This is a genomic window from Pseudoalteromonas xiamenensis (assembly GCF_030994125.1).
Lineage (GTDB): Bacteria > Pseudomonadota > Gammaproteobacteria > Enterobacterales > Alteromonadaceae > Pseudoalteromonas > Pseudoalteromonas xiamenensis_B.
This window is the reverse complement of record NZ_CP099917.1, coordinates 192,168-217,810: the sequence shown is the minus strand read 5'-3', so window position 1 is coordinate 217,810 and position 25,643 is coordinate 192,168. Positions and strand designations below refer to the sequence as shown.

26 protein-coding genes and 2 tRNA genes are annotated in these 25,643 nt (G+C 42.0%); 16 read left to right on the top strand and 12 right to left on the bottom strand.

Going from position 1 to position 25,643, the window contains the following annotated elements; translation table 11 throughout:
* Nucleotides 1-66 precede the first annotated feature (66 nt).
* Genes NI389_RS00955 through NI389_RS00945 form a run of 3 tightly spaced genes read left to right on the top strand, consistent with a single transcriptional unit; the run spans nucleotide 67 to nucleotide 1,407 of the window.
* On the top strand, nucleotides 67-267 hold the full coding sequence (locus NI389_RS00955; protein ID WP_308361176.1) for a ParD-like family protein: 201 nt from the start codon (nucleotides 67-69) through the stop codon (nucleotides 265-267).
* Nucleotides 260-1,057: a type I methionyl aminopeptidase gene (gene map / locus NI389_RS00950; protein ID WP_308361175.1), complete on the top strand. Its 798-nt coding sequence runs from the start codon at nucleotides 260-262 to the stop codon at nucleotides 1,055-1,057. The genes NI389_RS00955 and map overlap by 8 nt, the downstream gene beginning before the upstream one ends.
* A complete protein-coding gene (locus tag NI389_RS00945; protein WP_308361174.1) occupies nucleotides 1,057-1,407 on the top strand; it encodes a RidA family protein in 351 nt (116 codons plus the stop codon). Before map ends, NI389_RS00945 begins: the two co-directional genes overlap by 1 nt.
* A gap of 213 nt (nucleotides 1,408-1,620) precedes the next feature.
* Here the strand turns inward: NI389_RS00945 and NI389_RS00940 are convergent, their stop codons facing one another.
* Entirely contained in the window at nucleotides 1,621-2,469 is an 849-nt protein-coding gene (locus NI389_RS00940; protein ID WP_308361173.1) for a hypothetical protein, read from the bottom strand.
* 656 nt (nucleotides 2,470-3,125) lie between these two features.
* Between NI389_RS00940 and NI389_RS00935 the strand changes: the two genes are divergently transcribed.
* Nucleotides 3,126-5,606 (top strand): hypothetical protein, encoded by a 2,481-nt coding sequence (locus NI389_RS00935; protein WP_308361172.1) that lies wholly within the window; start codon nucleotides 3,126-3,128, stop codon nucleotides 5,604-5,606.
* Nucleotides 5,607-5,708: 102 nt separating this feature from the next.
* Here the strand turns inward: NI389_RS00935 and NI389_RS00930 are convergent, their stop codons facing one another.
* On the bottom strand, nucleotides 5,709-6,941 hold the full coding sequence (locus tag NI389_RS00930; RefSeq protein ID WP_308361171.1) for an amidohydrolase family protein: 1,233 nt from the start codon (nucleotides 6,939-6,941) through the stop codon (nucleotides 5,709-5,711).
* Nucleotides 6,942-6,952: 11 nt separating this feature from the next.
* Nucleotides 6,953-8,335, bottom strand: a complete 1,383-nt coding sequence (locus tag NI389_RS00925; protein WP_308361170.1) for an amidohydrolase — start codon at nucleotides 8,333-8,335, stop codon at nucleotides 6,953-6,955.
* Between the two features lie 354 nt (nucleotides 8,336-8,689).
* On the opposite strand from NI389_RS00925, the gene NI389_RS00920 reads away from it, so the two are divergent.
* Nucleotides 8,690-9,040, top strand: a complete 351-nt coding sequence (locus NI389_RS00920) for a DUF3718 domain-containing protein (RefSeq protein WP_308361169.1) — start codon at nucleotides 8,690-8,692, stop codon at nucleotides 9,038-9,040.
* 62 nt (nucleotides 9,041-9,102) lie between these two features.
* On the opposite strand, the gene NI389_RS00915 is transcribed toward NI389_RS00920, so the two are convergent.
* Entirely contained in the window at nucleotides 9,103-9,795 is a 693-nt protein-coding gene (locus NI389_RS00915; protein WP_308361168.1) for a DUF445 domain-containing protein, read from the bottom strand.
* Nucleotides 9,796-9,915: 120 nt separating this feature from the next.
* Between NI389_RS00915 and NI389_RS00910 the strand changes: the two genes are divergently transcribed.
* Both NI389_RS00910 and NI389_RS00905 read left to right on the top strand, forming a co-directional pair.
* Nucleotides 9,916-10,770 (top strand): fructosamine kinase family protein, encoded by an 855-nt coding sequence (locus NI389_RS00910; protein WP_308361167.1) that lies wholly within the window; start codon nucleotides 9,916-9,918, stop codon nucleotides 10,768-10,770.
* Between the two features lie 73 nt (nucleotides 10,771-10,843).
* Nucleotides 10,844-11,047, top strand: a complete 204-nt coding sequence (locus NI389_RS00905) for a CPXCG motif-containing cysteine-rich protein (RefSeq protein WP_208843230.1) — start codon at nucleotides 10,844-10,846, stop codon at nucleotides 11,045-11,047.
* Here NI389_RS00905 and NI389_RS00900 read toward each other — a convergent pair.
* Nucleotides 11,044-11,673: a riboflavin synthase subunit alpha gene (locus NI389_RS00900; RefSeq protein WP_308361166.1), complete on the bottom strand. Its 630-nt coding sequence runs from the start codon at nucleotides 11,671-11,673 to the stop codon at nucleotides 11,044-11,046. The two genes, NI389_RS00905 and NI389_RS00900, sit on opposite strands and share 4 nt — an antisense overlap.
* A 130-nt stretch (nucleotides 11,674-11,803) precedes the next feature.
* Here NI389_RS00900 and NI389_RS00895 point away from each other — a divergent pair, with 130 nt between their 5' ends.
* From NI389_RS00895 to NI389_RS00880, 4 genes are all read left to right on the top strand, one after another.
* Nucleotides 11,804-13,159 (top strand): MATE family efflux transporter, encoded by a 1,356-nt coding sequence (locus NI389_RS00895; RefSeq protein WP_308362595.1) that lies wholly within the window; start codon nucleotides 11,804-11,806, stop codon nucleotides 13,157-13,159.
* Nucleotides 13,131-14,150: a DUF3080 family protein gene (locus tag NI389_RS00890; protein ID WP_308361165.1), complete on the top strand. Its 1,020-nt coding sequence runs from the start codon at nucleotides 13,131-13,133 to the stop codon at nucleotides 14,148-14,150. Before NI389_RS00895 ends, NI389_RS00890 begins: the two co-directional genes overlap by 29 nt.
* A gap of 137 nt (nucleotides 14,151-14,287) precedes the next feature.
* Nucleotides 14,288-14,364, top strand: a tRNA-Val gene (locus tag NI389_RS00885).
* A gap of 10 nt (nucleotides 14,365-14,374) precedes the next feature.
* Nucleotides 14,375-14,451, top strand: a tRNA-Val gene (locus NI389_RS00880).
* Between the two features lie 145 nt (nucleotides 14,452-14,596).
* Here the strand turns inward: NI389_RS00880 and ltaE are convergent.
* Nucleotides 14,597-15,610, bottom strand: coding sequence for a low-specificity L-threonine aldolase (gene ltaE, locus NI389_RS00875; RefSeq protein ID WP_308361164.1), 1,014 nt, complete (start codon nucleotides 15,608-15,610; stop codon nucleotides 14,597-14,599).
* A gap of 189 nt (nucleotides 15,611-15,799) precedes the next feature.
* On the opposite strand from ltaE, the gene NI389_RS00870 reads away from it, so the two are divergent.
* The gene (locus NI389_RS00870; RefSeq protein WP_308361163.1) at nucleotides 15,800-16,279 is read left to right on the top strand and encodes a DUF1842 domain-containing protein; all 480 of its coding nucleotides are present in this window, start codon (nucleotides 15,800-15,802) and stop codon (nucleotides 16,277-16,279) included.
* A 47-nt stretch (nucleotides 16,280-16,326) separates the two neighbouring features.
* Here NI389_RS00870 and NI389_RS00865 read toward each other — a convergent pair whose 3' ends face one another.
* Nucleotides 16,327-17,100, bottom strand: a complete 774-nt coding sequence (locus NI389_RS00865; RefSeq protein WP_308361162.1) for a peptidylprolyl isomerase — start codon at nucleotides 17,098-17,100, stop codon at nucleotides 16,327-16,329.
* A gap of 203 nt (nucleotides 17,101-17,303) precedes the next feature.
* Between NI389_RS00865 and NI389_RS00860 the strand changes: the two genes are divergently transcribed.
* Complete coding sequence (locus NI389_RS00860; RefSeq protein WP_308361161.1) at nucleotides 17,304-17,747, top strand: BLUF domain-containing protein; 444 nt, start codon at nucleotides 17,304-17,306, stop codon at nucleotides 17,745-17,747.
* A gap of 17 nt (nucleotides 17,748-17,764) precedes the next feature.
* Here NI389_RS00860 and NI389_RS00855 read toward each other — a convergent pair whose 3' ends face one another.
* Nucleotides 17,765-18,004, bottom strand: coding sequence for a DUF2960 domain-containing protein (locus NI389_RS00855; protein WP_308361160.1), 240 nt, complete (start codon nucleotides 18,002-18,004; stop codon nucleotides 17,765-17,767).
* 287 nt (nucleotides 18,005-18,291) lie between these two features.
* Here NI389_RS00855 and NI389_RS00850 point away from each other — a divergent pair, with 287 nt between their 5' ends.
* Both NI389_RS00850 and NI389_RS00845 read left to right on the top strand, forming a co-directional pair.
* Nucleotides 18,292-19,398, top strand: a complete 1,107-nt coding sequence (locus NI389_RS00850; protein ID WP_308361159.1) for a 5-methyltetrahydropteroyltriglutamate--homocysteine methyltransferase — start codon at nucleotides 18,292-18,294, stop codon at nucleotides 19,396-19,398.
* Nucleotides 19,391-20,344, top strand: a complete 954-nt coding sequence (locus tag NI389_RS00845) for a GGDEF domain-containing protein (RefSeq protein ID WP_308361158.1) — start codon at nucleotides 19,391-19,393, stop codon at nucleotides 20,342-20,344. Before NI389_RS00850 ends, NI389_RS00845 begins: the two co-directional genes overlap by 8 nt.
* On the opposite strand, the gene NI389_RS00840 is transcribed toward NI389_RS00845, so the two are convergent.
* From NI389_RS00840 to NI389_RS00825, 4 genes are all read right to left on the bottom strand, one after another.
* A complete protein-coding gene (locus NI389_RS00840) occupies nucleotides 20,341-21,483 on the bottom strand; it encodes a DUF4124 domain-containing protein (RefSeq protein WP_308361157.1) in 1,143 nt (380 codons plus the stop codon). The genes NI389_RS00845 and NI389_RS00840 overlap by 4 nt on opposite strands.
* A gap of 35 nt (nucleotides 21,484-21,518) precedes the next feature.
* Nucleotides 21,519-22,604: an HNH endonuclease gene (locus tag NI389_RS00835; RefSeq protein WP_308361156.1), complete on the bottom strand. Its 1,086-nt coding sequence runs from the start codon at nucleotides 22,602-22,604 to the stop codon at nucleotides 21,519-21,521.
* 2 nt (nucleotides 22,605-22,606) lie between these two features.
* A complete protein-coding gene (locus NI389_RS00830) occupies nucleotides 22,607-23,197 on the bottom strand; it encodes a class I SAM-dependent methyltransferase (RefSeq protein ID WP_308361155.1) in 591 nt (196 codons plus the stop codon).
* A 175-nt stretch (nucleotides 23,198-23,372) separates the two neighbouring features.
* A complete protein-coding gene (locus NI389_RS00825; protein WP_308361154.1) occupies nucleotides 23,373-24,890 on the bottom strand; it encodes a calcium-binding protein in 1,518 nt (505 codons plus the stop codon).
* Nucleotides 24,891-25,077: 187 nt separating this feature from the next.
* On the opposite strand from NI389_RS00825, the gene NI389_RS00820 reads away from it, so the two are divergent.
* Complete coding sequence (locus NI389_RS00820; protein ID WP_308361153.1) at nucleotides 25,078-25,533, top strand: hypothetical protein; 456 nt, start codon at nucleotides 25,078-25,080, stop codon at nucleotides 25,531-25,533.
* Nucleotides 25,534-25,643: the final 110 nt, after the last annotated feature.

Genomic DNA, 25,643 nt, shown 5'->3' with positions numbered 1-25,643 from the left:
CGTTTTGCTGTTCAATAGCGCCGCTTGAATATATGATGTATATATAAATCATATACGGTACATTTAATGGGTATAGTCAAAATTTCTGACGAACTTCATGAAGAACTTCGCATCGCCAGCGGCATTATGTCTCGCTCAATCAACGCTCAAGCAGAACATTGGATTAAAATTGGTAAGTTATTAGAGCTTAATCCAAACCAAACCTATGCCGATATAGTTAAAGCCCAGTTTGAACTCCTCTCTAAGGAGATGAATGCCAATGAGTAACGTTGTTATCAAATCGGCTGACGACATCGACAAAATGCGTGTCAGTGGCAAACTCCTCGCGCGAGTATTCGCGGCGCTTGATGCTTATATCCGCCCAGGGCTTTCAACAATGGACCTGAATGATTTCGTCGAGGATTACATTGTAAACACGTTACACGCTCGGCCTGCCTCTAAAGGTCAATACGGCTTTGCCTATGTGCTAAATAGCTCCCCCAATAACGTGGTTTGCCATGGTGTACCTAGTCAAGAGGTTATCCTTCAAGACTCGGATATCATTAACATAGATATCACGCTCGAAAAGTACGGGTTCATTACTGATTCCAGTAAAATGTACGTGATGCCAAAAGCACCTGACAAGGCAAAAAAGCTTGTGGATTCGACGATACACGCACTTTGGGAAGCGATTAGTCTCGTTAAACCAGATACTCGTCTTGGCGATTTAGGTGCCGCTATTCAATCGAAGGTTGAGAAACTTGGCTATTCAGTCGTTCGCGAATATTGTGGTCATGGTATTGGCCGTCAAATGCACGAAGAACCAAACGTTTTGCATTATGGTTCAAAAAATACTGGTATGAAATTAAAGCCTGGCATGACATTTACGATTGAACCCATGGTAAACGAAGGAACTTACCGTACAAAGACACTGAAGGATGGTTGGACGGTCATTACAACCGATGGTGGTCTCTCTGCACAGGCTGAGCACACATTACTCGTGACGGATAATGGCGTTGAAGTACTGACTTTGCGCGATGAAGAACACGCATTACACAAAAATTACCTAGGAAAATAATGAATATCATACGTTTAAATCCCACAAAACGCTGGTCAGATGCAACTGTTTTCAACGGAATGGGTCACTTTGTTGAAGTGGCTAACGATGAAATGGCCGATGCAAAGTCACAAACATTGCAAATTTTTGCTCAAGCAGAACAAACGATGGCTCAAATTAAGAGTGACAAAAGCAAAATTTTGTCAGCGACAATATACCTAACGGATTTCGCGTACTTAGCTCAATTCAATGAAGCGTGGGATAGTTGGTTACCTGAAGGATGCGCACCCAGCCGAGCGTGCATCAAAGCCGAATTAGCCGACCCAAATTACAAAGTAGAAATTGCTTTTGTCGTTGCTTGTGAAATATAGCCAATAGAATCACCGCCTTTAACGTAAAGGCGGTTTTGATCTTCAGCTGTGGCTTACGAATATCGTTTCATCCCAAGCATTAAAGTTTATTGCGACGGTGATCGGTGGCTGTTCTGTCAGTCAGCTAAGTGCCAAAAGTGGACTATGAACATTTATATCCTGCACCGTGCAAGACTTGACCCCGATGTTCAAGACGTTGAAAAACCACAGGCATCACTCTGCGGAATTTTTAACGAAAAGATGAACTTTATCTTTACTGTAAACTGCTGGGAAAGGATCTAATTTCACATACACAGCTTTTTCACTAGCTGCAATTCTATATTTGTGTGGAGGAACATAAACATACTGTTCTTTACTCAGACTTGCTTGCATTTTCTCCAAAGTAACGTAACCCATAAAACCTCTACTTCGAGCAATTGCCGAGCTATCGAGTAAACCTCCCGCAAGATTAGATTCCGGTATACCCATGCGAACATAGCAACCGTAGTCTTTGACAAAATTTAGGACTCGACTTTCCGCGTTTGTATCTTTTAGCAATGATACATATTCGAGGGTTCTTTCTTTGCAGTTGCCAATGTCAAAACCAATTCTTAACTGAAATACTTTTCCTGCGTTAAATTCTTCATAATCAATGTCAGATTTGCTGACGTTGTAAACTGACATAAAATAACGGTATAACTCTTCCTTAAATGCGTCTGACGCCTCTATATTATCAGTTGCGTTTAAACCGACAATGAAATTGAAACCAGATGCATCGCTTTCAGGAGAAAAGAATCCAACTGTCAATGCACTTAGACCTGAAGTCAGAAGTGAACCTCCAGAAGCAAGCGAATTACCAAAAGCTGCCCAGCCAGTTCCACCACCATAAGTAGAATCATTAGGGCGTTTGGCATCTAAAACGCCATCCATACCAGTTGTTCGTACAAGTCGATAAGCAAAACTATCGGTGCTATCAAAGCGCCAATTAGATTGTTCTAATGCTTCTGGCATTGAAGGCGTCGAGCCACATGCACTCAACATGATTGTTGTTAAGACTGGTAATGCAAGTTTTCTAAGTTTCATAGGAAATATCCTGTTGTCTTTATTCGTATCCATAGTATCAGAGTTCAAAATAGCGCAAGTCTAAGGCCCTTTACTCCGGTATGTGCAAACGGGAGGTGGGTTCGACAAAGAGCAATCAACATTCAAACCATCAATCAAACACTTGGGGTCAGATCTTGCATTTTGCACTCAGGTTCAAATTCTAGCAAGATCCGCTTCTCGCTCTAAACAGCCTTAGAGTATAAATCCTTATTTCTTGGGAAATCATGTGATTCAACGGTAATCAACTTTCCGTAAGATGCTTTATCTTTCAAGGTTGACTTTACCTGCCGAAATTCGATGTCGGCAGAAGATGTCAATGTAAAATATTATTACAACTACAGAAAGAACGGAATTATGCCCTGAATCGCCCCCCGCTCTACATTACTAAAACCAACTCCGCCATGCTCAACCGGTGTTGTCATGTATATCGATCAGACCGCAAAGAATTCATACCATGCTAACCGTTCAACTGTTTCCATGAAGTTCGCGTCCAACCAAAGTGACTAACTATCGCGCCTGACTTTGCGACGTCTTTTGAAGTGATATCCATAGTGAGTATTGTTGTTTGATAATTGCTTTTTATATTGCATACAATATACACTGCTTGCAGTGCGTTAGATCAAGGTAAAACAAAAATGAAAAAAACACATCCACGTTCCCTACTTGCGGCTCTCATTTCAAGTTCGCTTTTGTTAAGCGGTTGTCAGTCTGAACCTACACTTAGCCAATCCTTAACGTCAAACGAAACGATGTTGTCCGTCCCCACTCCAAAGCAAATGAACGCTGATATTACCGTCGCAGGTCGAGTTTCCACGCTCAACCATATTGATATTCAATATCTTGGGAAAACCATTCCCTACACTTACAGCGAAGGCAAGATCACAAATAGCCGTGGCTATAATTGGTGGGTCAGTAAGCATTTCGCGCTTAAAAGCGATCTTCCTGAAGAAAAAGTAAAACTGTATTTAGAACTGTTAGAACTGTCCTATCCTCATTATGTTGCTCTTTTTGGTGCTGAACCTTCAAACATTGATAATCAACGAATCGCGGTGGTGTACGGTTCAACTCGAGCACGCGTTAAAGAGGCAATGCTCGATGATGGCTTCCTGCGTGGCGTTCATGATACGGCGGGTGGTGAAACGATGTTTTATAACCGCGCAGGGTATAATTTCCCCAGTCATCGTTATCATCATCAACGCTATATCGTCATTCATGAAACGATGCACGCATTTCATATGGCATTGACGGGGCATTCAAGCTGGGCACCAAATTGGATTACGGAAGGTCTCGCGGATTCCATCGCCCACCACGTATACGACCCAGACAAAAAGCAGCTTAATGTCATGGTCTTCGACAGAGCACCAATGAACTACCTCATTACTGGGCTTAAACAATATTACGCCGCGAACAAACCCACTATAGAACAAATCAATGATTCACCTCGTTTAGAACGCGGTCTGAACTTTTTCATCATTCACTTTCTGTTAAATGATCCCGAACGTGCGCTTTACTTCCAGCACTTTATGAGACGGTTAATGGCCGCGAATCCGCACAGTGAAAATACATTGCCTGTCGCGAATAAACTGCTTAAAGAAACCTTTCCGAATTGGCATAAAGTAGAAGAGGAATTCGCACAATTCGTGTCAAACGTAGCGCCGACCTTCAATATCGTCGAAGGACCTTGGGAGCAAGATGGCGAGTACTATTGGGTGAGGAATACCGATTCAGGAAAACTTTCGCGACTTGATGTTATTCCTACCATGAAAACGCCGATGCCAATCATGGATTTTGCGCATTCAGCGACAGCAACAAACACGATGGGTATTGATGTTCAATTCGTTCCAGAACAGCTTAAACGTGGTCAAATTGGTATGTCTGTTATTACTAAGCTTGCCACTGAGCGTGAGCAATACCGAAAAACATATCAAGGTAAAGAACCGGAAGGAAACGACGATGCACTTCGTATCTTACTGATTGATGGCGAAACGCTCGAAGTCAGTGCACCATCAAACGAACTTCAAACGTATTCGTTGTCAAAACGTATTTCTGACAAACTAATGGTGGATTCGACGCTTTCCTTACTCGTTGAAAAAGAACCAACCACAGGCAAGTTGATCCTCAACATCAGCGCCTCAGATGAGATACAGCGTATCCCACTTGCACTAGATGATGAGATGGTTAAGCAGGTCACGTTGGATAAGATGAGCATTTTAGCTCAAAACAACAACCACAAGATTTCACCAAAGCTGCCAACCCCCTATACCACAAAAGCAGTAAAAGGAAGCCCGAACCCTTGGGGTATAAATGACTGGCAAACACTCTATCAACTTTTTTCAACCTGCGAGGACTTTTCAGCATTAATCCCTACTTGCCATGAGCAAGTGAAAACGTTACTTGAACTCGCCAAGAAGTCTGATCCGATCCACATGTCGCAACAGCTTGCCTTGACAACAGACTCTTGGCTACAGTTGTTGTCAGCAAATAACAACGAGTCACATAACGACGCGATTCAATCGTTATTTGGTATTTCCGCAAAAATTGATTTTAATAAACAACAGCCTTATTTGTTTGCGACCTACCATTATGGTCAAGCTGCGCACCTCAGTTCGAAAGTCACGTATAGAGACGCTAACCATAATGCGATTAAGCAGGATACTGTCGAAACTCGCCTTTCGAAAAGTAACGTCAAAACGCCATTATCTGTGCCGGCTAACGCTGAAGAGATGATGATTGAATCTCACATACAGGTGGGGAATTTGTCACTCGTCAATAAAATCACGCAACCCACGACCCGTTTTGATGGTGTGTGGTTAAATTCTCACGCAGCAGTTCATGACAAAAACATCCGTTTGGATGTATCACTGACGGGCCCTTATTCTGGTGAAACGCAGGGTGAAATTCGAGTATCCTATGTTCCAACATCAACTTCGCATGCGCAAATTCAAACTCGCCTACCCGTTAAAATCGAACCATACGAGCACAAGCAGTGGCCATTGGTTGTGTCCATTCCGAATGCATTTAGCGAAGATGATTTACTCCGCATTGAAGCTATTCTAGAGGTGGATGGCGAACCCGTAAAACTCGTTAAAACAGCCCGATTGAAAGAACTAATGTAAGCAGTCACGCGTTTAACGCGCGTTGTAAAGGGAAACGGTTTCGACGAAACAAAAAGGCCTGACTAAATCAGGCCTTTTTTATATTTCGCTCAATGATCCAGGTTACTTTGTGTAACCCGCAGGCATGTCCGATTTTTTCATGTATCGGTCACGAAGCTTGTCATGACGTGATTGTGTTGAAATCTCTTCACCATTAATAAACATCTTAACGACATGAGAACTCAGCTCAAGAGGATCGCCATTCCAAAGAACAACGTCTGCTTTTTGTCCTACCGCAATTTTGCCACCCGTTAGTCCAAATACGTCCGCAACGTTTGAAGTTACAGCCTTGATTGCACCATCGTAGCTCATACCATAAGACACCGCGTTACCTGCATCAAAACGCAATTGATACATATTATGGCTTGCATCACCTGCGACTGTAAGCATCACTTTAACACCCGCTTTTTCAAGTTTGCCAGCGTTTGCTAGGTTCGCGTGCATTGAATCGAAATTACCGGGTAAGTTGTCCATCGCGCTGAAAATAACGGGCACATTTGCCTTTGCGATTTCGTCCGCAACTAACACCGCGTCATTCGCTCCACACAGCACGAGATTGAGGTTGTACTGTGCTTTGATTTTAAGCAGCTGCATGATGTCTGCAGCACGTTGTACTTCAACAACAACAGGCAGTTTACCAGCAAGTACTTTGGTTAGAACTTGATCTTCAGTACTTGGTGTTTCGTCTTTTTTCTTGTCATCTTTCTTAGCAAGCTTTTGCTTATGGCTTTCCAACTTATCAACAAGGGTTTTATAAGACATAGCGCGAGAGCCCTTGTCTTTTTCACCCATTTCGACGACTAGCGCTTTCTGGCTACCAATGACGCTATCAAATGCGCCTGTCAGCTCAACCGCAGCAGCAAGACCAGCGAAAATCGTATCACCTCCGGTAGGTGCGATAAGATCTTGTGTGATCCCGCCTTTGCGCGCATAAGCCACCAGTGAACTACGAGGGTTGTAGGCCATGCTCGGATCAAAATCGATACCGGCTTTGTCGTCCCCTGCATCGCGAGAACCACCAACAGCACCAACCTCAACGAGTCCCAATTGGTTCATTGAACTAATAAGACCTGGCGTGACAATACCACCTTGCGCATCGATTACCGTATCCGCTTTGACTTCACTTGGGTTGATAGCCGAAATTTTGCCATCTGTAATCACCAAACTAGCGTTTTTCAGTACACCACTATCTGTCGCTGTGTGAATGGTTGCGTTTGTAATTGCGATTGAACTTGCAAACGCAGAACTAGATGCCACTAGTGCGAAAGCCAATGTGCTCAAATTAAACGTTTTCATAATTGGCCTCCTTACTTCTGACCTAGCATAAAGTCGCTAACTGCTTGATATTTTTCATCGTCGCGGTCGTACACTTTTGCACCATCGATAAATACTTGTTGCGCTTTTGCGTAAACGCTAAATGGACTTTGGTTCCAGATAACCACGTCAGCATTTTTACCCGCCGCCAATGAACCGACTTTATCCTGAATACCCAAACTCTTCGCCGCGTTGTAGGTGATCCACTTAATTGCGTCTTCTTCTTTCAAGTTGAAGCCCACGTCATTCGCGCGATACATCACCTTGCCTGCTTCTTGGTTCAAGCGTTGAATTGTTGTATCAGAATCAGAATGAACAACCGCACAAGAGTTTTTGACTGCATCAACAATTGCAACGTTTTCTTGTACCATGTCATAGGCTTCCATTTTGAAACCCCACCAATCCGGCCAAAGTGCCGCACAGTTTCCATTTTCTGCAAGCAAATCAGAAATTTTATAAGCTTCAATGCCATGGTGGAATGTACCTGCGTGATAACCAAACTCTTTCGATAAGTCGATCATCATCGCCATTTCTTCTGCTTTATAACAATGGTTATGAATGAGAATGTCGCCATCTAACACACCACGAAGCGTGTCCATTTTAATATCGCGCTCTGGTGCTTCTGGGTTTAAGCCCATTGCATATGCTTTATCGTATTCTTCCCAAGCGCGTTTGTATTCTGTTGCAGCAGCCCAAGACTTACGGTAACCCGCCATATTACCCATACGGGTTGAAGGTAACACGCCTTTTCCACCATAAACACGTTTCGGGTTTTCACCACACGCCATCTTCAGGCCGTATGGTGCATCAGGAAATTTCATACCTTGCATGGTTGGCGCTGGAATATTCTTAAGCGTTACGCCACGACCACCAAACAAGTTTGCAGAACCCGGTAGAATTTGTAATGTCGTAATACCGCCTTCACGAGCACGATTGAAACCAGGATCTTGAGGCCACACTGAATGTTCAACCCACACTTCCGCGGTATTAGGCGAAGTCATTTCGTTGCCATCTTGGTGAGACTCAACTTGTGGACTTGGATAAGCACCAAGGTGCGAGTGAACATCGATAATACCAGGTGTTACCCATTTTCCATTTGCGTCAACGGTTGTATCTGCGATGGCGGATAAATTTTGACCCACTTCTTTAATCTTACCATCGACAAGCAGAACGTCCGTATTGTCTAAACGTTCACCAGTGCCCGTAAGTACTGTTGCATTTTTAATAAGCGTGGACGAACCTGAATAAGGTTTATAGGTGCTCGGATAAGGGTTTTTATTTATTTCGACCTTTTCTCTTTTTGGGCCTTGGTCTTGGCACCCTGTTAGCGCGACTCCCAGTGCCACCGCTAAAATGGAAGGAACAAATTTTTGCATTGTTTTTTCTCTGTTGTTTTTTTAGGGAATGTATCGGATCTACGTATTAAATGCTAATAAACAAGCCTAAAAAGCAATTAATTACGATGAAAATCACGATACATTGCTGCTTAGTTAATTAAAGGTAGCAACCTCGAGGAAATAATCAAAGGTTAGCGATGAATCAACATAAGCAAACGAAAAATATTTTGGTGAAATTGTGTCAAAAAACACAACTTAAGTCGTTGGAATAAGCCCGTTTATTTAAAGTGTGTCGAGGTTGAAATAGCTACTTACATCCTGTCTCAGTTGGTTAACAGCAATTTAGATGGAAATTGCCATACTGGAATTGCCCATACTGATACAAGGAATACCATGATGAAACGTTTACTATTTACTTGCACAGCACTATTCGGTTTTATAGTAACATCAGCTAACGCCAATAACTTTGTGGCAAATGATGATTCAGTTGCGACAGCACTTTGCATGGCCGTCGCATCCGATAGCATCGATACGCTTCGCGATACCCTGACGTTGACGCGTGTAACTAAAAATACCGTGACAATGAAACTGCGTTGTAATGACAACCGTGTTGAAGATTTTGCTAAGAAATACGACCTTTCAAAAACTGCACGTCTTCTTGGACTCTCACTTGAGACCAACACATCGATCAAAGACCTTGCGAACAATGCACCTAAGACAATTTACATTAGTGGCAGTCGCTAATGTTCGAGAACCGACATGGCATGCGGCTTGTGCTCGCATGCCATATCGACGATAACGGTAAATTAAACTAAATGAGCGGCAAGGCCGAATAGACCACCAAACACACCACCCCATACCACTAACCAACCTAAGTGGGTTTTAATCATGGTTTGAATAATATCTTTGACCATCTGGGGCGTAAGCTCTGCAAGTCGTTTATCCACCAAATCTTCTACCGTTTCGAGTAACTCCTCATTGGCTTTACCCATCTTTAGCTCTTCGGCTAATAACGCATGAAAGTCATCACTCTTCGCAATATCGCTCATTGCTTCTTTCATTTTTTCTTGAAACGCGTCACGCATTGGCTCTACCGCTTCTTTGCCACCAAACATACCGAGCATTGCCCCAAACTGTGATGCTTCAATTACGGCCACCAGTTTGTCAAATGCAGGGCTTAAATCGACTTTTTGAATAACAGGCGCTAAGTCAAACTTTTGTTGTTCTTGTTCTATAAATTGGGCGATTTTATCACGATTAAAAAACTCTTTTAAAATTAAATCGCGAATGCCGGATTTGAATTGTTCAAACTTAATAACGATTACGCCTGAGCCATAAAGCAAAGGGACCTTTTCAAATAGCATATGGATTGCAAGCCAATTTGTTACCGCGCCAGATAATGCAAATAAGCCAACGGAAAACACGAGTGCATTATCGATAATATAACCAAGCACCACGAATGCGGCAGCAAACAAATTCGTAACGACGCTTTTGTTCATACAAACTCCTTAATTCTCAACGTTTGTTATTCTATATCAATAATTTTTCTGCTCAATGTTTTGTGCTTTGGCAATCTTCAGCCATTATTGTAAGTACGTTGATAGATAAAGTGACTTGTCATGTGGAATGCTGTTTGCCAACAACTGTCTGAAGTTCTTCATCAGCCTTTCGAAATCGTCAAAAAGTCAGAGATTCCTGGCCACGACTACGAACGCCGATTCAAAATAAGCAACGGTACGGTAAATTATCTTGTAAAAGTAGCTCGCGTAGAAGCACTCGAACGCTTTGAGTGTGAAGCGGGTAACCGAGCACTGTTGATTCGGGATAGCGACTTTTTGATAGCGGACTCAATTTTAATTGGTACGACCATGGAGTTTGCTTATCACGTCATTGAATGGGTGACAACCGAGCCCCAACAAGATAATTGGTTTGAGTGCGGTATTTTACTCGGCAAAATGCACAGCCGCAACGAACAAAAAATGTATGGGTTAGAATCAGACAACTATCTTCATACTCAAATTCAGCCAAATCGATGGCACAAAAAATGGGATACCTTTTTTGCCGAGGAACGCATAGGCTGGCAACTGCAGTTGTTAGCGGAGCAAGGGGTTGAATTTGTCGAAATAGATGCATTCGTTGAAACCATTCGCGCAATGCTGCCGCATCAAGTCGAACCGAGCCTGCTGCATGGCGACTTTTGGCGCGGCAACATCGGCTTTCATGAGTCTAAGCCCGTCCTATTCAAACCTGCTTGCTATTACGGCGACAGAGAAATCGATCTCGCGACAAGTGAGTTGTTTGGCCCGCTTCCAGACGCTTTCTATCAAGGATATGAGAGCATAGCTCCTCTTCATCATGGTTACGAACAGCGAAAAGCACTTTACCAACTTTACCCCATTCTTCATCAAGCAAACATGTACGCTGGTAACTATCTTGTTCAAGCTAAAAACAAAATTTATGAAATCTTAAAATAGCCTTCACAAAAGTGCCATTATTGACTTTCGAGCTATAATTAGGAGGTGTTTAATGGCATAAAAAGGTAGCGTGATGAGAGAGCTCTATTCACAACGCATCGAGTGCCCTCATTGTGGTCATCATATTCACGTTTCACTTGATACCACCTGTGGAGACCAAGATTTTTACGAAGATTGTGCGGCCTGTTGCAATCCAATACATCTCAATATGCACATCGATGATTTACGAAATAAACTTGAACTCCACGTTGACAGTGACGATGAGCAAATTTTTTAGGTGGATTGTTTTCGTAGGTAATTTTCGACTGTATTAACGATGGTCAGAGTGTGTTGATCCACTTCGATGTTGACGGCGTCACCTACTTCAAGCAAACCAATATTGGTGATTTGTAAAGTCTCTGGGATGAGGTGCAGCCAAAAGCCAGTATCATCCATGTTGCCAACAGTCAGACTAGCACCGTTAACCGACACAAACCCTTTATACATAATGTATTTCATCCATTTGCTCGGTAATGTGAGTTTTATACGACAATTGTTCTGTTCATGGATAATTTCTTCCACTTTTGCAGTATCGTGAATGTGACCCGAAACGATGTGACCACCCAGCTCTGTGCCGAACGTGACTGAGCGTTCAAAGTTCACTTTCATTCCGCGACGCAAATTACCCAAATTAGTAAGCAGCAACGTTTCATCGATTACGTCGAAGTGAACTTGACCTACCACATCTTGAGGGGGAACTTCAAAATGCACCACGGTCAAACAACATCCGTTTATCGCAATGCTTGCACCAATATCCAAATGCCCCAAATAGCCTCTTTCCACTGAAAGTACGAGCCGTTGAACGCCGTCTTCCTGATTTGCATTAATCACTGTTGCTTGCGTTTGAATAATTCCTGTGAACACACGATGAGTCTCTCAAATACGGATGGACAAATGGTATAGTTTCATCCGCTTTTTGTCATCTCTTGTCTCAGGAAGATGAAACTTAATCTGCTTTAACTTACTATACGCCTTTAAATGTTACGTCGAGATAATCATGTTTTCAGCTTGGGAAGCCAAAAGACTTATCCAACTCGCCACTCCGGTATTTTTCGCTCAAGTTACACTGGTATTAATGTCTGTAGTCGACACCATGATGGCGGGTCAAGTAAGTGCCGAAGACCTTGCTGCACTCTCCATTGCGGTAGGTATTTGGAATCCTATTTTGTTTGGTCTTCAAGGAATCTTGCTCGCCCTGACGGGGGTTGTGGCCCATTGCCATGGTGCTGGTGATAACTCAGGGATCCGCCACTACTTTCAGCAAAGCATCTATTTAGTGCTTATCTTAAGTACACTCGGCTTATCCATTGCGCCCTTTACCGAATTAGTCATAGCTCGATTAGATACTGCACCCACAATTGTTGAAAAATCACTTGGCTACATTTGGTTCGTGAAATGGGGCATGCTCGGGTTTTTAACATTCACAATCTATAGAAACGTCACCGAAGGGGTTGGCCTAACCAAGCCTGCTTTTTACATTAGTTTGCTTGGATTACTGCTCAACATCCCTGTGAACTATATTTTTATTCATGGGTTGTTTGGAATGCCGGCATTAGGCAGCGCTGGTTGCGGACTTGCAACAAGTCTTGTCTTCGCGTTTATGGCGATTTTACAGCATACCTATAGCCAAAGGTCCTCCGTACTTTCTGAACTGAAACTGTTCGATAATTTTCAAAAACCTCAGCCTAAAGAGCTGAGTTATTTGTTTAAACTGGGTCTACCGATTTGTCTTGCAACGTTTTTTGAAGTCACCCTGTTCGCCTGTATTCCGCTGTTCATAGCAGATTTAGGTCCTATCGCTGTTTCAGGTCATCAAATAGCGGCGAGCGTATCGACTGTTTTATTTATGATGCCGCTAAGTTTATCGATGGCAATCGCGATTAGAGTCGGCAATTTATCGGGCCAAGGGCACCTGAGATCTTTACGCACAGCAATATCTACCGCATTTATGCTGGCATGTCTGGTTGCTGCAATTGTTGCAACATTCACATTTACTCTGCGCGATGTCGTTGCTTCGTTTTACTCAAGCAACGAGCAGGTGTTAATACTGGCTTCATCAATTTTGGTTTTAGCCTGTATTTATCAACTACCTGATGCGCTTCAAGTTGCAGCCAATGGTGCATTACGAGGTTTGAAATTTACGAAGCCGATTTCACTTATTACTTTTTTGAGCTATTGGGTCATCGGTTTTACACTTGGCTTCGTATTGGCAAAGACCAATTACATTGTGTCAGCGATGGGACCACAAGGCTTTTGGATAGGTATTATAGTGGGACTCTCAGTTGCTGCGATTTTATTAATAACTGCCGTGAGGAAACGACTTGCGACGCTTACTGCTAACATCCACTAGCGTATTTGGCCTGTTGTTCGGCTGCTCTTCGCAGCCGAGTGATGACTATGTAGACTATCAAAAGCGACTCGCAAACGTTGTTGATGTCTCCTTCAACCCGATTTCTTACTCTGGATTAGTAAAGTTAACACCACCGAGCTTACCCAATGAGCCGACTATTTCGTTGATAGAGCTTGCTTCAATTAACCATTGTGAGGTGTCTCGCTATGTTGCCGAGCATAATAACCAACTGGGTAAAGTCGCCGTACCTAGTGAGAAACTCAAATACGCAATTAGATTTATTCAGTTAATGCCTAAATGCATCGAATCACTCGATGACAAAAATGAGCTGTTAAAATCAACACTCGCCGATGCGCTTATAGCGAAGAAACAAGCCGTGTCGACGATGTTTCAGCTCATGTTGTCCTCAGAACGAGAAATGCAGTCGTTACTCGTCGCAACGTCAAAAGAAATACCAGTACTCGGCATTGAAGGGAAAGAAGCAGCCCGAGAAGGACTCACAAGTCTCGTGACTATCAAAACGAAAATTGATACCCAAGACTTTGACTCAATAACGCCACAAGACATCACTTTAGCGCTAAAAAACCTAAACCAGAATAGTTACGTGAGCGCTCTGGTATCAAGCTCAGTGAAACAAGCTAATTTAAATGAACAAACGACGTTTTCACTCAACACCATCGATATACAAAAGACACTTTGCAAAAAAGGACGCGCTAAAAATAAAGCGGAAATACTTAGCAATGTTTTTCAAACCTTTTACATAGCACCAATTCAACCCTACCAAAGTCAGCTTGTCGGTTCATTAGAGCAAATTTCCCCTCTTCTTTTTAAGCTTTATGAACAAACACCGAGCCTCGCTGTAAAATTTGCCCCAACAAACGAGGCAAGCTTACTTGCAAAATTAAAGGATTCAGCCAAACAACATGTAAAGTGGTGGCAGGCTTTTTACAAATCCTGTGAAATCAATCCCTTCAATTCTAAAGCTCACTAAGATCTGATTTAGCCTAATTCTCATTCATTGTGATTTAAAAATCGCCAATCAGTTAAAAAATCGATACTTGAGGCTTGCATCATCAATTTAGTCACTATATATTAGCGCCCTGTTGAGGCATAAAGCCCTAACGTAGTACGACCGTAGCTCAGTTGGTTAGAGCACTACCTTGACATGGTAGGGGTCGGTGGTTCGAATCCACTCGGTCGTACCAATCTTATAATACAACCGTAGCTCAGTTGGTTAGAGCACTACCTTGACATGGTAGGGGTCGGTGGTTCGAATCCACTCGGTTGTACCACCTCATGTTTTAGCCTTAAACAAACTTCCAAAAAATCGACGCCAAATCAAGCTTTAGATTATCTTGCTCAGAAAGGCCTATTCCCGAAGGATTTCGAGTGTTTTGGGTGGTAAAACGGACTCGCCCTACCACCGCGTTCCTAAGCCTAACGAACAGAATGACTGAGTTTTTCGATTAACACATCAATATCCCGTTTAGAAACATCTTTGTGTGTAACCAAGCGCATGCCTTGGTACCCTGGCGTAAAGAGTATTCCTTCTTGTTTTAGCGAATCTGCGATAAGTTGAATGTCCACCGAGTCTTCGATATCAACAAAAACTATGTTTGTTTGTACGTTGTAATTAACCGTAGAAAAACCTTTAAGCTCATTCAATCGTTCAGCTAAATACCGAGCATTTTGGTGATCATCCGCTAATCGGGTAACATTATTCTTTAAAGCAAATAGCCCTGCTGCTGCCAAAATTCCCGCTTGGCGCATACCACCACCAACCATTTTACGCAGCCGCCTCGCTTTTGCGATATAAGCTTTATCGCCAAGCAACAGAGAGCCTACTGGTGCCCCTAGGCCTTTCGATAAGCAAATCGTCATAGAATCAAATTGACTGCATATTTCTTTTATATCTACCTCAAGCGCAACGGCTGCGTTGTACACTCGAGCGCCGTCAAGATGCAGCGCGAGACCATGCTCGTTGCAAAATGCTCTTGCCTTGTTTAGATAGTCGATTGACAGTACTTTTCCGCCAATCGTGTTTTCTAAACTCAATAACTTAGTGCGAGCAAAATGAAAATCATCTGGTTTAATGGCCTTTCTCAACTTTTCAAAGCAAAGTGTTCCATTGGCGTTGTTTTCAATAGGCTGCGGTTGCACAGAACCTAGTACAGCAGCGCCACCCGCTTCATATAAGTAATTATGCGCTCGCTGTCCGCATAAATACTCGTCTCCGCGTTCACAATGACTCAGTATCCCGAGTAAATTCGCTTGAGTGCCAGAAGTAACAAACAGCGCGCTCTCAAAACCGTGCCTTTGTGCAGCAAACTGCTCTAGCTCATTAACTGTAGGATCATCGCCATAAACGTCATCGCCAACCAATGCGGTCATCATGGCGTTCAACATATCGTTACAAGGTTTAGTTACTGTATCTGAACGAAAATCAATCATTTTTATTTCCTTTGTTGACGCGTATTTTGACCTTATCAACTTTGAAGCTTAAAAGCATCTGAAGCGCGCTAGAAACCTGCTGCATTACACCTAAAACTTGTCAAAAAACCGAGACAAGCTACCCTTATAAACCATCTGGCTGTTATTTGACCACGTTTTGATTGATTTAGAGAAAGTTAGGAGTAACTTGTGCAGGAAAGCAATTCAAATTTAGACTTTGTACCAATCAAATTTCACGTTATTACCCCAAAACTCCATGACGCCAAGAAAATAGTTCCGTGCTTAAAACTGTCGCTTGTTGTCGATATTAAAACAGGTCAAGTAACAGGCCTTGGGCAGGTATACAACACTGAGCGGCCAGATGTCATCGTTATTTCTAATTTGCAAGGTAATTGGAGTTACCAACGGACATCTGAAACCGTTAATATTGTATTACTCGCTAAAGGGTTTGGGCCTTTGTTCAAAGAAAACGTGGCGCAGATGGGAAATGTAGAAAATTTGCGCGTGCACATACATTTAGCCAATAACTGGCGTACAGGCGTTGCTCAATACGAGTTTTTATATGAAGAGTGTTGGACGTCAATTGACAATGGCATTATTTTTGTTGACGGCCAGTGTCAAGCCGCTTCGTCAGAACAACTGACAAAAGTCCAACGTATAGGATCTTAATAGTAAGTTGCCGGCGTTAAAACACGCGGCAACCTATTTTGTTCAATCTAAGCGCGATTGAATCGTCTGCAAACTAATGAACTTGCAAGCATCAACAGCGCAAAATACAGAGTTCCTCCAGAACTAGAGCCATTGTCTGTACTCGGCTTTTCAATATTTTTAATAAGCGTATTTTCTTTTGGGGTCAAAGACGCTGCCGTATTTGGGTCGTTGTCTAAAACCTTCACTGAGTACACAACGACAAGGTTTTCTTTCGCAGGTTTTATGTCTGCATTGCTGCATTGTTCGTCTGAAAAATTAATTACAGGCACTTCCCCACAACGCGTTAACCCATTGATTTGGTCAACTACATTCATGCCACTATCGATTACTTCACCAAAAACCGTATATCCCGAATTTTGTATGTCCAGTTCCGCGCTGTTGTCTTTTACGTTGATAAACCATTGGCTAGTGGCTGAATTAGGACTATTCGGAATCTTCGCCATCGAAATGGTTCCACGCACGTTAGAATACTTAGGTTCGTTCTTAACCGCCGCGAATGTTTCGATGTTAGCAAGCTTGTCTTCGTCGTTATAAACGATGCCGCCACCTTGGATAATAAATTGTGGAATAGCACGGTGAAGCACGCTCTCATCATAACGATTGGCTTCAACGTATTTTAAAAAGTTGGCAACCGTTTCAGGAACTTGGTTGTCGTACAAGTTTACTTTGAATGATTGTTGCGAAGTTTGAAATTCTACAATGGTCGCTTGAGCGCTTGCAGACAAGACTAATGCGCTCAGTAGAGACGCCACTTTTGTTGCGTTTTTAATTTTTATCATGGTATTTTTATAATTCAAGTTTGAGCAAGAAGGAACTACTATACTGCTAGGTATCTGTTTTCAAAGGGATGATAACAATTAAATACAAAGTTTAAAATTGCTTTCATTTACAATTTGCTAAAATTATTTTTGTCACTCAATTTACAACAACCAAACTTTGTCTATTCTTTTTCTATTAGTCTACTATTTTACGCTAATACAAAATGCTGATTGAATTTATTTATGTGAGCACCGCTTCCGAAAGCTATACATGGGCAGATCTTGAAGTGTTGCGCCATGAGTCTTCATTTCGAAATAAATTAGAAAAAATCACGGGTATGCTGTTATTTGATGGGCAACACTTTATGCAGGTATTAGAAGGTGAAGAGCCAAAAATCTTGGCACTTTTTAACAAAATAAAAAAGGATAAGCGCCACTTTGCCGTCGAACCTCTTATACACAACCCGATTAACAAACGACATTTTGAAACTTGGTCTATGGGTTTTATTTCATGCAATGGCAACCAAAATATGGCCAATTTTGACGAAATGGCTAAGCTCAAGAAAAAACCATTGAGCTTTAAATTATTAACGGCATTTGCGCGACATCAAATTCTGTTCGATGAGCCTATTGGCGCGAGCCAAAATCATCAAAATTCGGTCGCTTAATACAACCAATCGATATGTTATTCTTTGATAAACTGAATATTGCCAAAGCCTAACTTTGCAAAGTATTCATCTCTAAAGTTGCGTACTGCAGCCTTACGTTTAGAGGTCATCGCAACAGCTTGTTCCATTTTCACATAGTCACCTATATCTACACCTTCAGCGGCCGCAATGGCTTCGAACATGTCGTGATATTTGTCTTGTGCAAAGTTAATTTCGCGCTGTTGCTTTTTGTAAGTGTAACGAATACGTTTGGCCATGAGGGCTCCCTATAAAGTAGGCGCGGATTATAGAAGAAATTACTCGCAATTTCACCTAACTTCCAGCGTAATCTTAGCTCCCGTACGCAGCGAAACAACAACAATGTGAGCACGGAACGTCATTAGGAAGAAAAAACACCAGAACTCTCCCCCTCACTGGCGCATCCTCAACAGATAAGAACGTCTAAATAATTCAACGCAAAAAAGAATTATTTAGTCTAAATTTATTATAGAGAATCTAGGTGTAGAGACCTAGTAGCAACTTGAACTTAATCAAGGGTGATTGCATGACGCAGATGCTACTTCCATCTGAACAAATTGGTTCAATTCCTAGAAATCGAGTGTTAATCGAAGCCTATCAGACATTTAAAAGCGGTCTAATTGATTATGAGCAGCTCAATCTACTTGCGCAGAAAGAAACTGAAATCGTCATCAATGAATTAACGAGCTTAGGGTGTCCGGTTATTTCTGATGGAGAACAGCGAAAGTTCGATGGTTTTGCTCATTATTGTTTGCATAACTCTTGTGCATATCACCAACACGGTTTGCTCGTTGACTTTTCGGATGGCCATAAACGGCTTTTTGCACCTCACTTAAAAACGCCCCCCTTTAAATATGAACACACCGCAGACGAATTTCTTGCGTTTGCCGTTTCTAAAACCAAATTGCCTGTGAAGCAAGCCGTGATTTCGCCCTCAATGTTAAGCCTTGTATATCCACCAGCAGGCATTGATGGCTATAACCATCATCAATTTGTGAATGATTTGATTGAGCAACATGTTGGCGAGGTTCGCCGCTGTCTCGAACTTGGTGCATACAAAGTGCAAATAGACTTCACCGAAGCGCGGTTGTCTTTAAAATTTGATCCTTCCGGCAATTTACTTCGCTCGTTTGTCAGTTTAATTAACAAATGTTTAGCCCATTTTAATGTAGAAGAACGGCAAAAAATCGGTATCCATACTTGTCCAGGTGCAGACATCGATGCAACACATAGCGCAGATATTGAATACAAATATTTGCTGCCTACTTTGTTCGAAATCCAAGCTGGCAATTTTTACGTTGCACTCAAAGGAGAAAAAGACAAAGAAAAAACACTGCAACTTCTCGGCACCATTATTAAACCCTATCAGAAAGTCTTTGTTGGGGTGATAAATCCCATTTCCAACGAAGTAGAAAGCCCAGAGGAAATAAGAGACCTTCTCTTGCTTGCCGCTAAATACATTCCGCTAGACCAACTTGGTTCAACCGATGACTGCGGCTTTTCTCCGTTTGCCGATGACGTTTCAACGGCAAGAGACATTGCCTACGCTAAGATAAAAGCACGTTTAGAGGGTACGCGATTAGCCAGCGAGATCCTGTTTCCACGAAACAACGTTGTGGCCTCCAATGAGTAAGTCCATAAACCGCTTTTACTCTACTTTACAAACTGACTTGATACACCATCAACTGTCTCAACGTATTAATGAATTGGAATTCGAGCGTCACACCCTTAAAAAAATTCAAAAACTGGCGAATGTGGGGGTTTGGAAATTAAACCACTTAAGTTACGACGTTGAACTCTCAGATGAACTCATCGAATTACTGGCGCTTGGCATTAAATCTAACGTCTTAACATGGGAGCAATTTGTCAATCTGCTTGACCCTACAGGTAGCAACAACATGCATACCATTTTAATGGAACAAATCATTTTGGCAGGCAAAAAGCGGGCGTTTGAACACTGTTTTTTTAAAGCCAATGGACAATGCAGCTATTTAAAATATGTATGTGAAACGTTCAACAACACCATCGGCCAACCGCTCGTCACCGTTGGGCTTATCCAAGACATAACTGAAGAAAGGCACAAGTCACTTCAATTACAACAGCGTTCAGTTACCGATGAGCTGACAGGGTTGTACAACCGAAGAAAACTGAATGAATCACTGTACGAACTCATCGCAACGCCCGTCGAGTTTGCAATTATCTTAATGGACATGGATTGGTTTAAAAACATCAATGACCAATATGGGCACCTCGCTGGTGATGAAGTGCTCATGAAAACCGCTAAAACGCTCATGCAAACATGTAAAAGTAGCGACATTATAGGACGTTGGGGTGGCGAAGAGTTTTTAATTATCTGCCCCAAGAAGTCGCAAGAAGAGGCATCAAAATTAGCCGAACAGATCCGTGCCAGTGTTTCACAAATGCTGTTTACATTTTCAAGTAATGTCACTGCCAGTTTTGGCATCGCCGAATTTTCTAAATCTGACACCGTTGATTCACTCATCATTCGTGCGGATAAAGGATTGTACGAAGCTAAACATTCTGGTCGAAATCGAGTGTGTGTGCATAAACCCGTTTAAATTCGATGCTTTTCTATTTTAGATTTTGTGAAAATATAAAAGTTATCCTCGGTCGATTGTTCTCGGTATTTTAGTAACTCATTAATCTCGGAATGCGTTAGGACGTTACATTTATCCTGACTTTCGCGTTTTAACAACTCACCAAATGCCTTTCTGGTTTTATCACTCATCATCAAAAAGTGGACGTAAGCCCAGCTAGAACTATACATCAACGGTACTTCATGTTCTTTCCATGTATTACTGTGCCCTATTATCGCAGCTGGCATTAAGAGTTTGTCTCTAATGTAACCTTTCTTTGTCCAGTCGCTGTTTGCTCCGACCTCAGCATAATGCATCGTCGTTTCGAGTTTTTCAAAGTATTCCGCTGAACCTTCATTTAACCAACGATTTGTTTTGCCAAGCAAAGAATGATTGATTGCGTGTACGGCTTCATGTATCGCTGTTTGGATAGTGGATTTGTCGTCGCGATAAAGCACAAACGCCTTTTTTAATGTATGCGTGTAAAAACCTCGAGTGTTTGAACTAACTTTAAACGGACGTCTTGCTCTTTCGTATTCTTTCTCGCTCGGTAAGATAACAATATCTAGCTTCACGCGTTTAACATTTTGTATACCAAGCAGTTCACTGTAGGCTCTAAATACAGCATAAAGTTTAGACTCTACTTGGTTTTTAAGTTCAAGTTTACTTCTTGGTACGCTAACATTTAAGTCAAAAAAATCTAAGGCGTCTTTCGATACAAAGACGTGTTCTTTCGCCGTCACCTTTGGCTTCTGATCGCTAAAATTTTTGACGCCCTTTTCATCGACCCACGAGTAGATCCCCTTTGTTTTTTGATGTGTTACAGAGCCCAATGATGGTGCATCACATATAAACGCTTCGCGGTATTCATGAACTCGGCTCGCATATTGACTTGTTGAGCTATCCGAACGTTGGGTTTCAGTTTGCTTGTCGACTAGGTTATCGATTATCTGCGGCTCACCTTCTTGAAAAGAAAGCCATTCCAAGCAATGGTCGATAATTTGGCTAAGTTTAACGGAACGCAAATAATTACTTTCTGACAGATATAGAAATATCGCAATTGCACTGATCAGAACCAATAGGACTCGAGGTCGAGCGACACCTTGTACATTAATTTTCATCGCTTATCCTTAGCGCTTTTAACTATTATTCAATTTTATTCAGCGACCATATCCAAATGTGGATTACCCCTGATGGTTTGATATTCATTTTTCGAGATCCATAATTTAGCGTTAATCTCATTTGCTTGAGCATAAGCCCAATTACTAATCGCTAAAGAGAGCGCGGGTTCACTGTGCACATGCTGCTTTAGCTCTTCATCAATCACATGTCGATAGGTGTCTAAATTCTGTCGCAACCATCTATCTCGGTGCTCGAAAGCGGCTAAGTAATCGCTTTTTGCATTGTTACAACTTGCATGAGCCATTACAAAATTATGTGCGGTATCATTGGAATATCGAGAAAACGGAATAAAATGGTCGACGTTGGACTCATCAGGTGAGGATACGGCTTTTTGGCAGTAGAAACATTTATTTGATTGTATTTCAGTGAGGACAGGTAATATTGAAGATAGGTTCTTTCTATCACTCGAAAACAAAAATGCCTCAACACTCGGATGGTTACTTAAAATTCCTTTCTTTTTATTAATCGAGATCACTTTTTTCGTCCACGCGTTGCGAGCAATATGAATCACTAAGTCGTAGAACTTTCTAAAGCAATCTGCAATTCCTTCGTTGAGTACAATCGAGTAACTTTGCGACGCTGACCTCTTAAAGTGGATAGGATACAAAAAGGCATCACACTGCCCTGAAAGCGTTTGCAAACGTTCAATTGGCCCTGTTTTTATCGAGTCGAATAGTGACTTTACCGTTTCGATACGAAATGGTGCACGTAAGAACATACTGAAACTATGTGTACCAGTTGCTTTCAATTGATTGATCGTTTTGATGATTTTGACTTGGCTCGCACTGTTTTGATAGAGAATATTTGGTGTCTCCGAGTCGTTCATATTGTAGGGGCTTGCCTGATCCCAATAGAGTTGGATCATTTTCTCAATGATCCGAGTAAACGGGATCTCAAGTTTCCTCGAGAAACCATTTTGTGGAGTTTCGATACAAATGTCCGCAATCGCATTTAGCAAAGCAAATTTGTATGTTGCCGAAAACTCGCCCTCGGAAACGAGTCTTTGAATATAGCTAATAAATTGGAGCTGCAGTTCTGCACTTAAATTTTGGACTGTCATGCTCAATTATCCTTGAGAAAAATAAAGTTTAACCAACAAGTATTACTTTCTCCCAAGCGATAATCGCTATTCTGCCAGGTGTCGACTAAGGATATTTTGGGATTCCTCAACATTGTCTCGACCAGATTATGTTCTGTAAAAAAGGTAAAATGGCGGCCACCAATATTTTGTTCACCATTCCCTTTTTTCACCGATATGTACAAAACACCATTTTGTTTAAGTGATTGAACAAGATTATTGATTACAGAAGGCAACTCGACTGTTGGCACGTGCAACAAACTGGCGCAACACCATATTCCATCAAACTCATCGTTAAAATTTAACGCTTGAAAGGTGGTATTTAGAACGTTTAAGCCCGTATAAGCGCTAGCAATATCACGCAATGCTGGGGTAGGTTCAGTAGCGACAACCTTAAAACCCTGTTTAATAAAATACAAGCTGTCTCTTCCGCTGCCACACCCGATGTCTAGAATCTTTCCCTCTGCAGAAACATATTGAACAAATTTTCTATAGGCTTCATACATATCAATATTTAGGGTTTCAGCGGCGTACTCTTGGGCTTTGTTTTGATAGTATTCGATTGTCGAGTTCATATACGGCGTTTAAATGTCCATTCCTTTTCAACAATGACAAGTTAAACAAAATTAATGAACTGCAGCAATAAATTACCGCGATTTAAACGACTGGTGGAAATAGAAATGAGAACACATAGAATTATAAGGTCGGGTGAAGGAAACCAACCGACCTTTTAGAAGGGTTAACTAAAAATTAGTCACACTCTATCGTGCTACCCGTTTTGTCATAACACATGGCTTCGCGGGTAATGTAATGACGGCATTTCCAGACATCGGTGCCTTCCATGCAATAAGTGTATTCACCAGTAATACCACTACCAACATCGTAACTGACTTTCCATTCATAATAGTAGTATGGAGTCAGATTCTGATTTTCTTTCCATTTATCAAAACTGTAACCTGAAACAATATCATATAAGGCGTAAGGTCGCTGATTCCCACCGTAGGTGCGCCATCCATTTGGGAAACCCGTTACGTTACCTTCCATCGTAACTACGCGGTTTGCGGCTTCATAATATGGGTTTGAAAAGTTATCGCGTTTAATTAATTTAGTGAGCATGCCTTGGTAATCTGAAACCCACGTTGTTCCCTCACAATTGTTTAAAAACACCATCCCTTTGTCATCGCCACTACCACAGCTCCCAACAGGAAACGCATCGCCAGACCACAAGTAGTCACCGGCATCGCCGCCATACATTTCCGCTTCATAGTTAGAACTGACCGCAATAATAGCGTCGTTGTTATCACCACCACTTAGATAAGAATTCGTATCTTCAGACACAATCAGGTCGTCGCCATCGTTGCCCCAGGCTTTGTGCCACTTGTTGCTGTTTGGGTTGTTCTCTCCAACTTCAACGAGCAAGTCTTTGCCATCACCACCGTATAGGCGGTCTTCATAGCCATCGTTGCCTGTTAAGTAATCATCGCCTGCGTCACCGTAGAGTTTATCATCACCCTTATCGCCGCTGAGAACATCATCACCATTGCCACCGTGAATGATGTCATCACCATCACTGCTACTAGAACAACCGCTTACTGTAAATATTTGTGAACCGTTACCATTCTTCAAAGCACAGCCGCCACCCAGATAATCATTGCCATCATCGCCATACAGCACATCTTTACCTTGGCCGCCCATAATGAGATCTCCGCCCTCATTGCCAGACAAATTGTCATCATTTTGAGCACCATATAAATAGTCATGACCGGTACCTCCTGAAATAGTGTCATTGCCGTAGCCTCCGTCTAATTCATCATCACCGTCGTTACCTTGAATGACGTCATTGCCGCCTTTACCGTAGATTTTATCATTGCCAAAACCACCAGTAATAAAGTCATCTTTAGATCCAGTGGTAATTGTGTCATTACCAGTGTCTCCATCTACCGTTTGCGGAAGTGCTACATCACTTGCATCATAGATATCATTGCCCGCACCCAATTTAGCCAACACAACATCCACACCACTGTAGGTAAACGTCGCACAACTACTTGAACCACTTTCTGAGCGCGTCACCGTGAGTATGTCGCCCGCTACCGTTAACTTGAATGTTTCGTCACTCGATGTACCGGCAATGTTTAAAATCGTACCGAGTTTTGAATTCGTTGTTGTTTTTGCACTCGCACCATTGGCAAGTCCTGTACATGCGGCCATTGCGTTATTGCCAAACGCGAGGGCTATCGCCACAGCGGTTAGTTTGTACGTTAGTTTCATGTAAGTTCCTCGAGAGTAGATAGATCTAATTTTTCTTTATTCGAGACACAACTGTAAAAGCCAAATTTGCAAAAATAATGGATGGCGTAATTTGCGCTTACACGAATACACGTTTTGCTACACTTTTAAACAATTTGAAAACCCAAATACGGTACACTTTTCTGAAACTAATCAGGAATGAAATACAATGAAAAAACATGTGGCATTTTTGGCCTTTTCTTTACTCGCATCCAATGCCTTTGCAAACAACATCGATTGGTCTTTGGCCTCTGGCTATCCGTTCTTCGTCGTACCCTCCATTTCTACAACCAGTGATGATGTGCGTTACTACGCAAACTATAAGTTAGGCTTAGATGACGGCGTGAGCGTTGGAGCAGAATGGCTTCAAGGTCAACATGCGATGGGGGTATTTGTGGGTGCTGTGGGCGCACGTCGAGTAAATGACAACTGTTTGATTAGTTCTATCTGTATTTCGTTATTTGATGACGAAACAACGAACGGCGTTGGTCTGTCTTATGAGTATAAATTTTCGAATACAGCGGCAAACGGCTGGGCATTACGTTTCGAAGGTGGTTACGGTAAAGAGTCCAGAAATGACGAAAAGCGATTTGATGGCAACATCCAAGTGGTGTACCACTACTAACGAAATCGACTAGGATTAACACCTTATATTTTCGTTAAAAACAACGTTTAATGCGTTGAATTTTCTTAAAACTAGCTAAACTTTAGACTAAAAATGTGCTTTATTAATAT

Excerpts from the sequence above, each read along its gene's own strand:
- NI389_RS00955 (WP_308361176.1), top strand. The coding sequence starts at position 67 with ATGGGTATAGTCAAAATTTCTGACGAACTTCATGAAGAACTTCGCATC.
- map (WP_308361175.1), top strand. The coding sequence starts at position 260 with ATGAGTAACGTTGTTATCAAATCGGCTGACGACATCGACAAAATGCGT.
- NI389_RS00945 (WP_308361174.1), top strand. The coding sequence starts at position 1,057 with ATGAATATCATACGTTTAAATCCCACAAAACGCTGGTCAGATGCAACT.
- NI389_RS00940 (WP_308361173.1), bottom strand. The coding sequence starts at position 2,469 with ATGAAACTTAGAAAACTTGCATTACCAGTCTTAACAACAATCATGTTG.
- NI389_RS00935 (WP_308361172.1), top strand. The coding sequence starts at position 3,126 with ATGAAAAAAACACATCCACGTTCCCTACTTGCGGCTCTCATTTCAAGT.
- NI389_RS00930 (WP_308361171.1), bottom strand. The coding sequence starts at position 6,941 with ATGAAAACGTTTAATTTGAGCACATTGGCTTTCGCACTAGTGGCATCT.
- NI389_RS00925 (WP_308361170.1), bottom strand. The coding sequence starts at position 8,335 with ATGCAAAAATTTGTTCCTTCCATTTTAGCGGTGGCACTGGGAGTCGCG.
- NI389_RS00920 (WP_308361169.1), top strand. The coding sequence starts at position 8,690 with ATGATGAAACGTTTACTATTTACTTGCACAGCACTATTCGGTTTTATA.
- NI389_RS00915 (WP_308361168.1), bottom strand. The coding sequence starts at position 9,795 with ATGAACAAAAGCGTCGTTACGAATTTGTTTGCTGCCGCATTCGTGGTG.
- NI389_RS00910 (WP_308361167.1), top strand. The coding sequence starts at position 9,916 with ATGTGGAATGCTGTTTGCCAACAACTGTCTGAAGTTCTTCATCAGCCT.
- NI389_RS00905 (WP_208843230.1), top strand. The coding sequence starts at position 10,844 with ATGAGAGAGCTCTATTCACAACGCATCGAGTGCCCTCATTGTGGTCAT.
- ltaE (WP_308361164.1), bottom strand. The coding sequence starts at position 15,610 with ATGATTGATTTTCGTTCAGATACAGTAACTAAACCTTGTAACGATATG.
- NI389_RS00865 (WP_308361162.1), bottom strand. The coding sequence starts at position 17,100 with ATGATAAAAATTAAAAACGCAACAAAAGTGGCGTCTCTACTGAGCGCA.
- NI389_RS00860 (WP_308361161.1), top strand. The coding sequence starts at position 17,304 with ATGCTGATTGAATTTATTTATGTGAGCACCGCTTCCGAAAGCTATACA.
- NI389_RS00855 (WP_308361160.1), bottom strand. The coding sequence starts at position 18,004 with ATGGCCAAACGTATTCGTTACACTTACAAAAAGCAACAGCGCGAAATT.
- NI389_RS00850 (WP_308361159.1), top strand. The coding sequence starts at position 18,292 with ATGACGCAGATGCTACTTCCATCTGAACAAATTGGTTCAATTCCTAGA.
- NI389_RS00845 (WP_308361158.1), top strand. The coding sequence starts at position 19,391 with ATGAGTAAGTCCATAAACCGCTTTTACTCTACTTTACAAACTGACTTG.
- NI389_RS00840 (WP_308361157.1), bottom strand. The coding sequence starts at position 21,483 with ATGAAAATTAATGTACAAGGTGTCGCTCGACCTCGAGTCCTATTGGTT.
- NI389_RS00835 (WP_308361156.1), bottom strand. The coding sequence starts at position 22,604 with ATGACAGTCCAAAATTTAAGTGCAGAACTGCAGCTCCAATTTATTAGC.
- NI389_RS00830 (WP_308361155.1), bottom strand. The coding sequence starts at position 23,197 with ATGAACTCGACAATCGAATACTATCAAAACAAAGCCCAAGAGTACGCC.
- NI389_RS00825 (WP_308361154.1), bottom strand. The coding sequence starts at position 24,890 with ATGAAACTAACGTACAAACTAACCGCTGTGGCGATAGCCCTCGCGTTT.
- NI389_RS00820 (WP_308361153.1), top strand. The coding sequence starts at position 25,078 with ATGAAAAAACATGTGGCATTTTTGGCCTTTTCTTTACTCGCATCCAAT.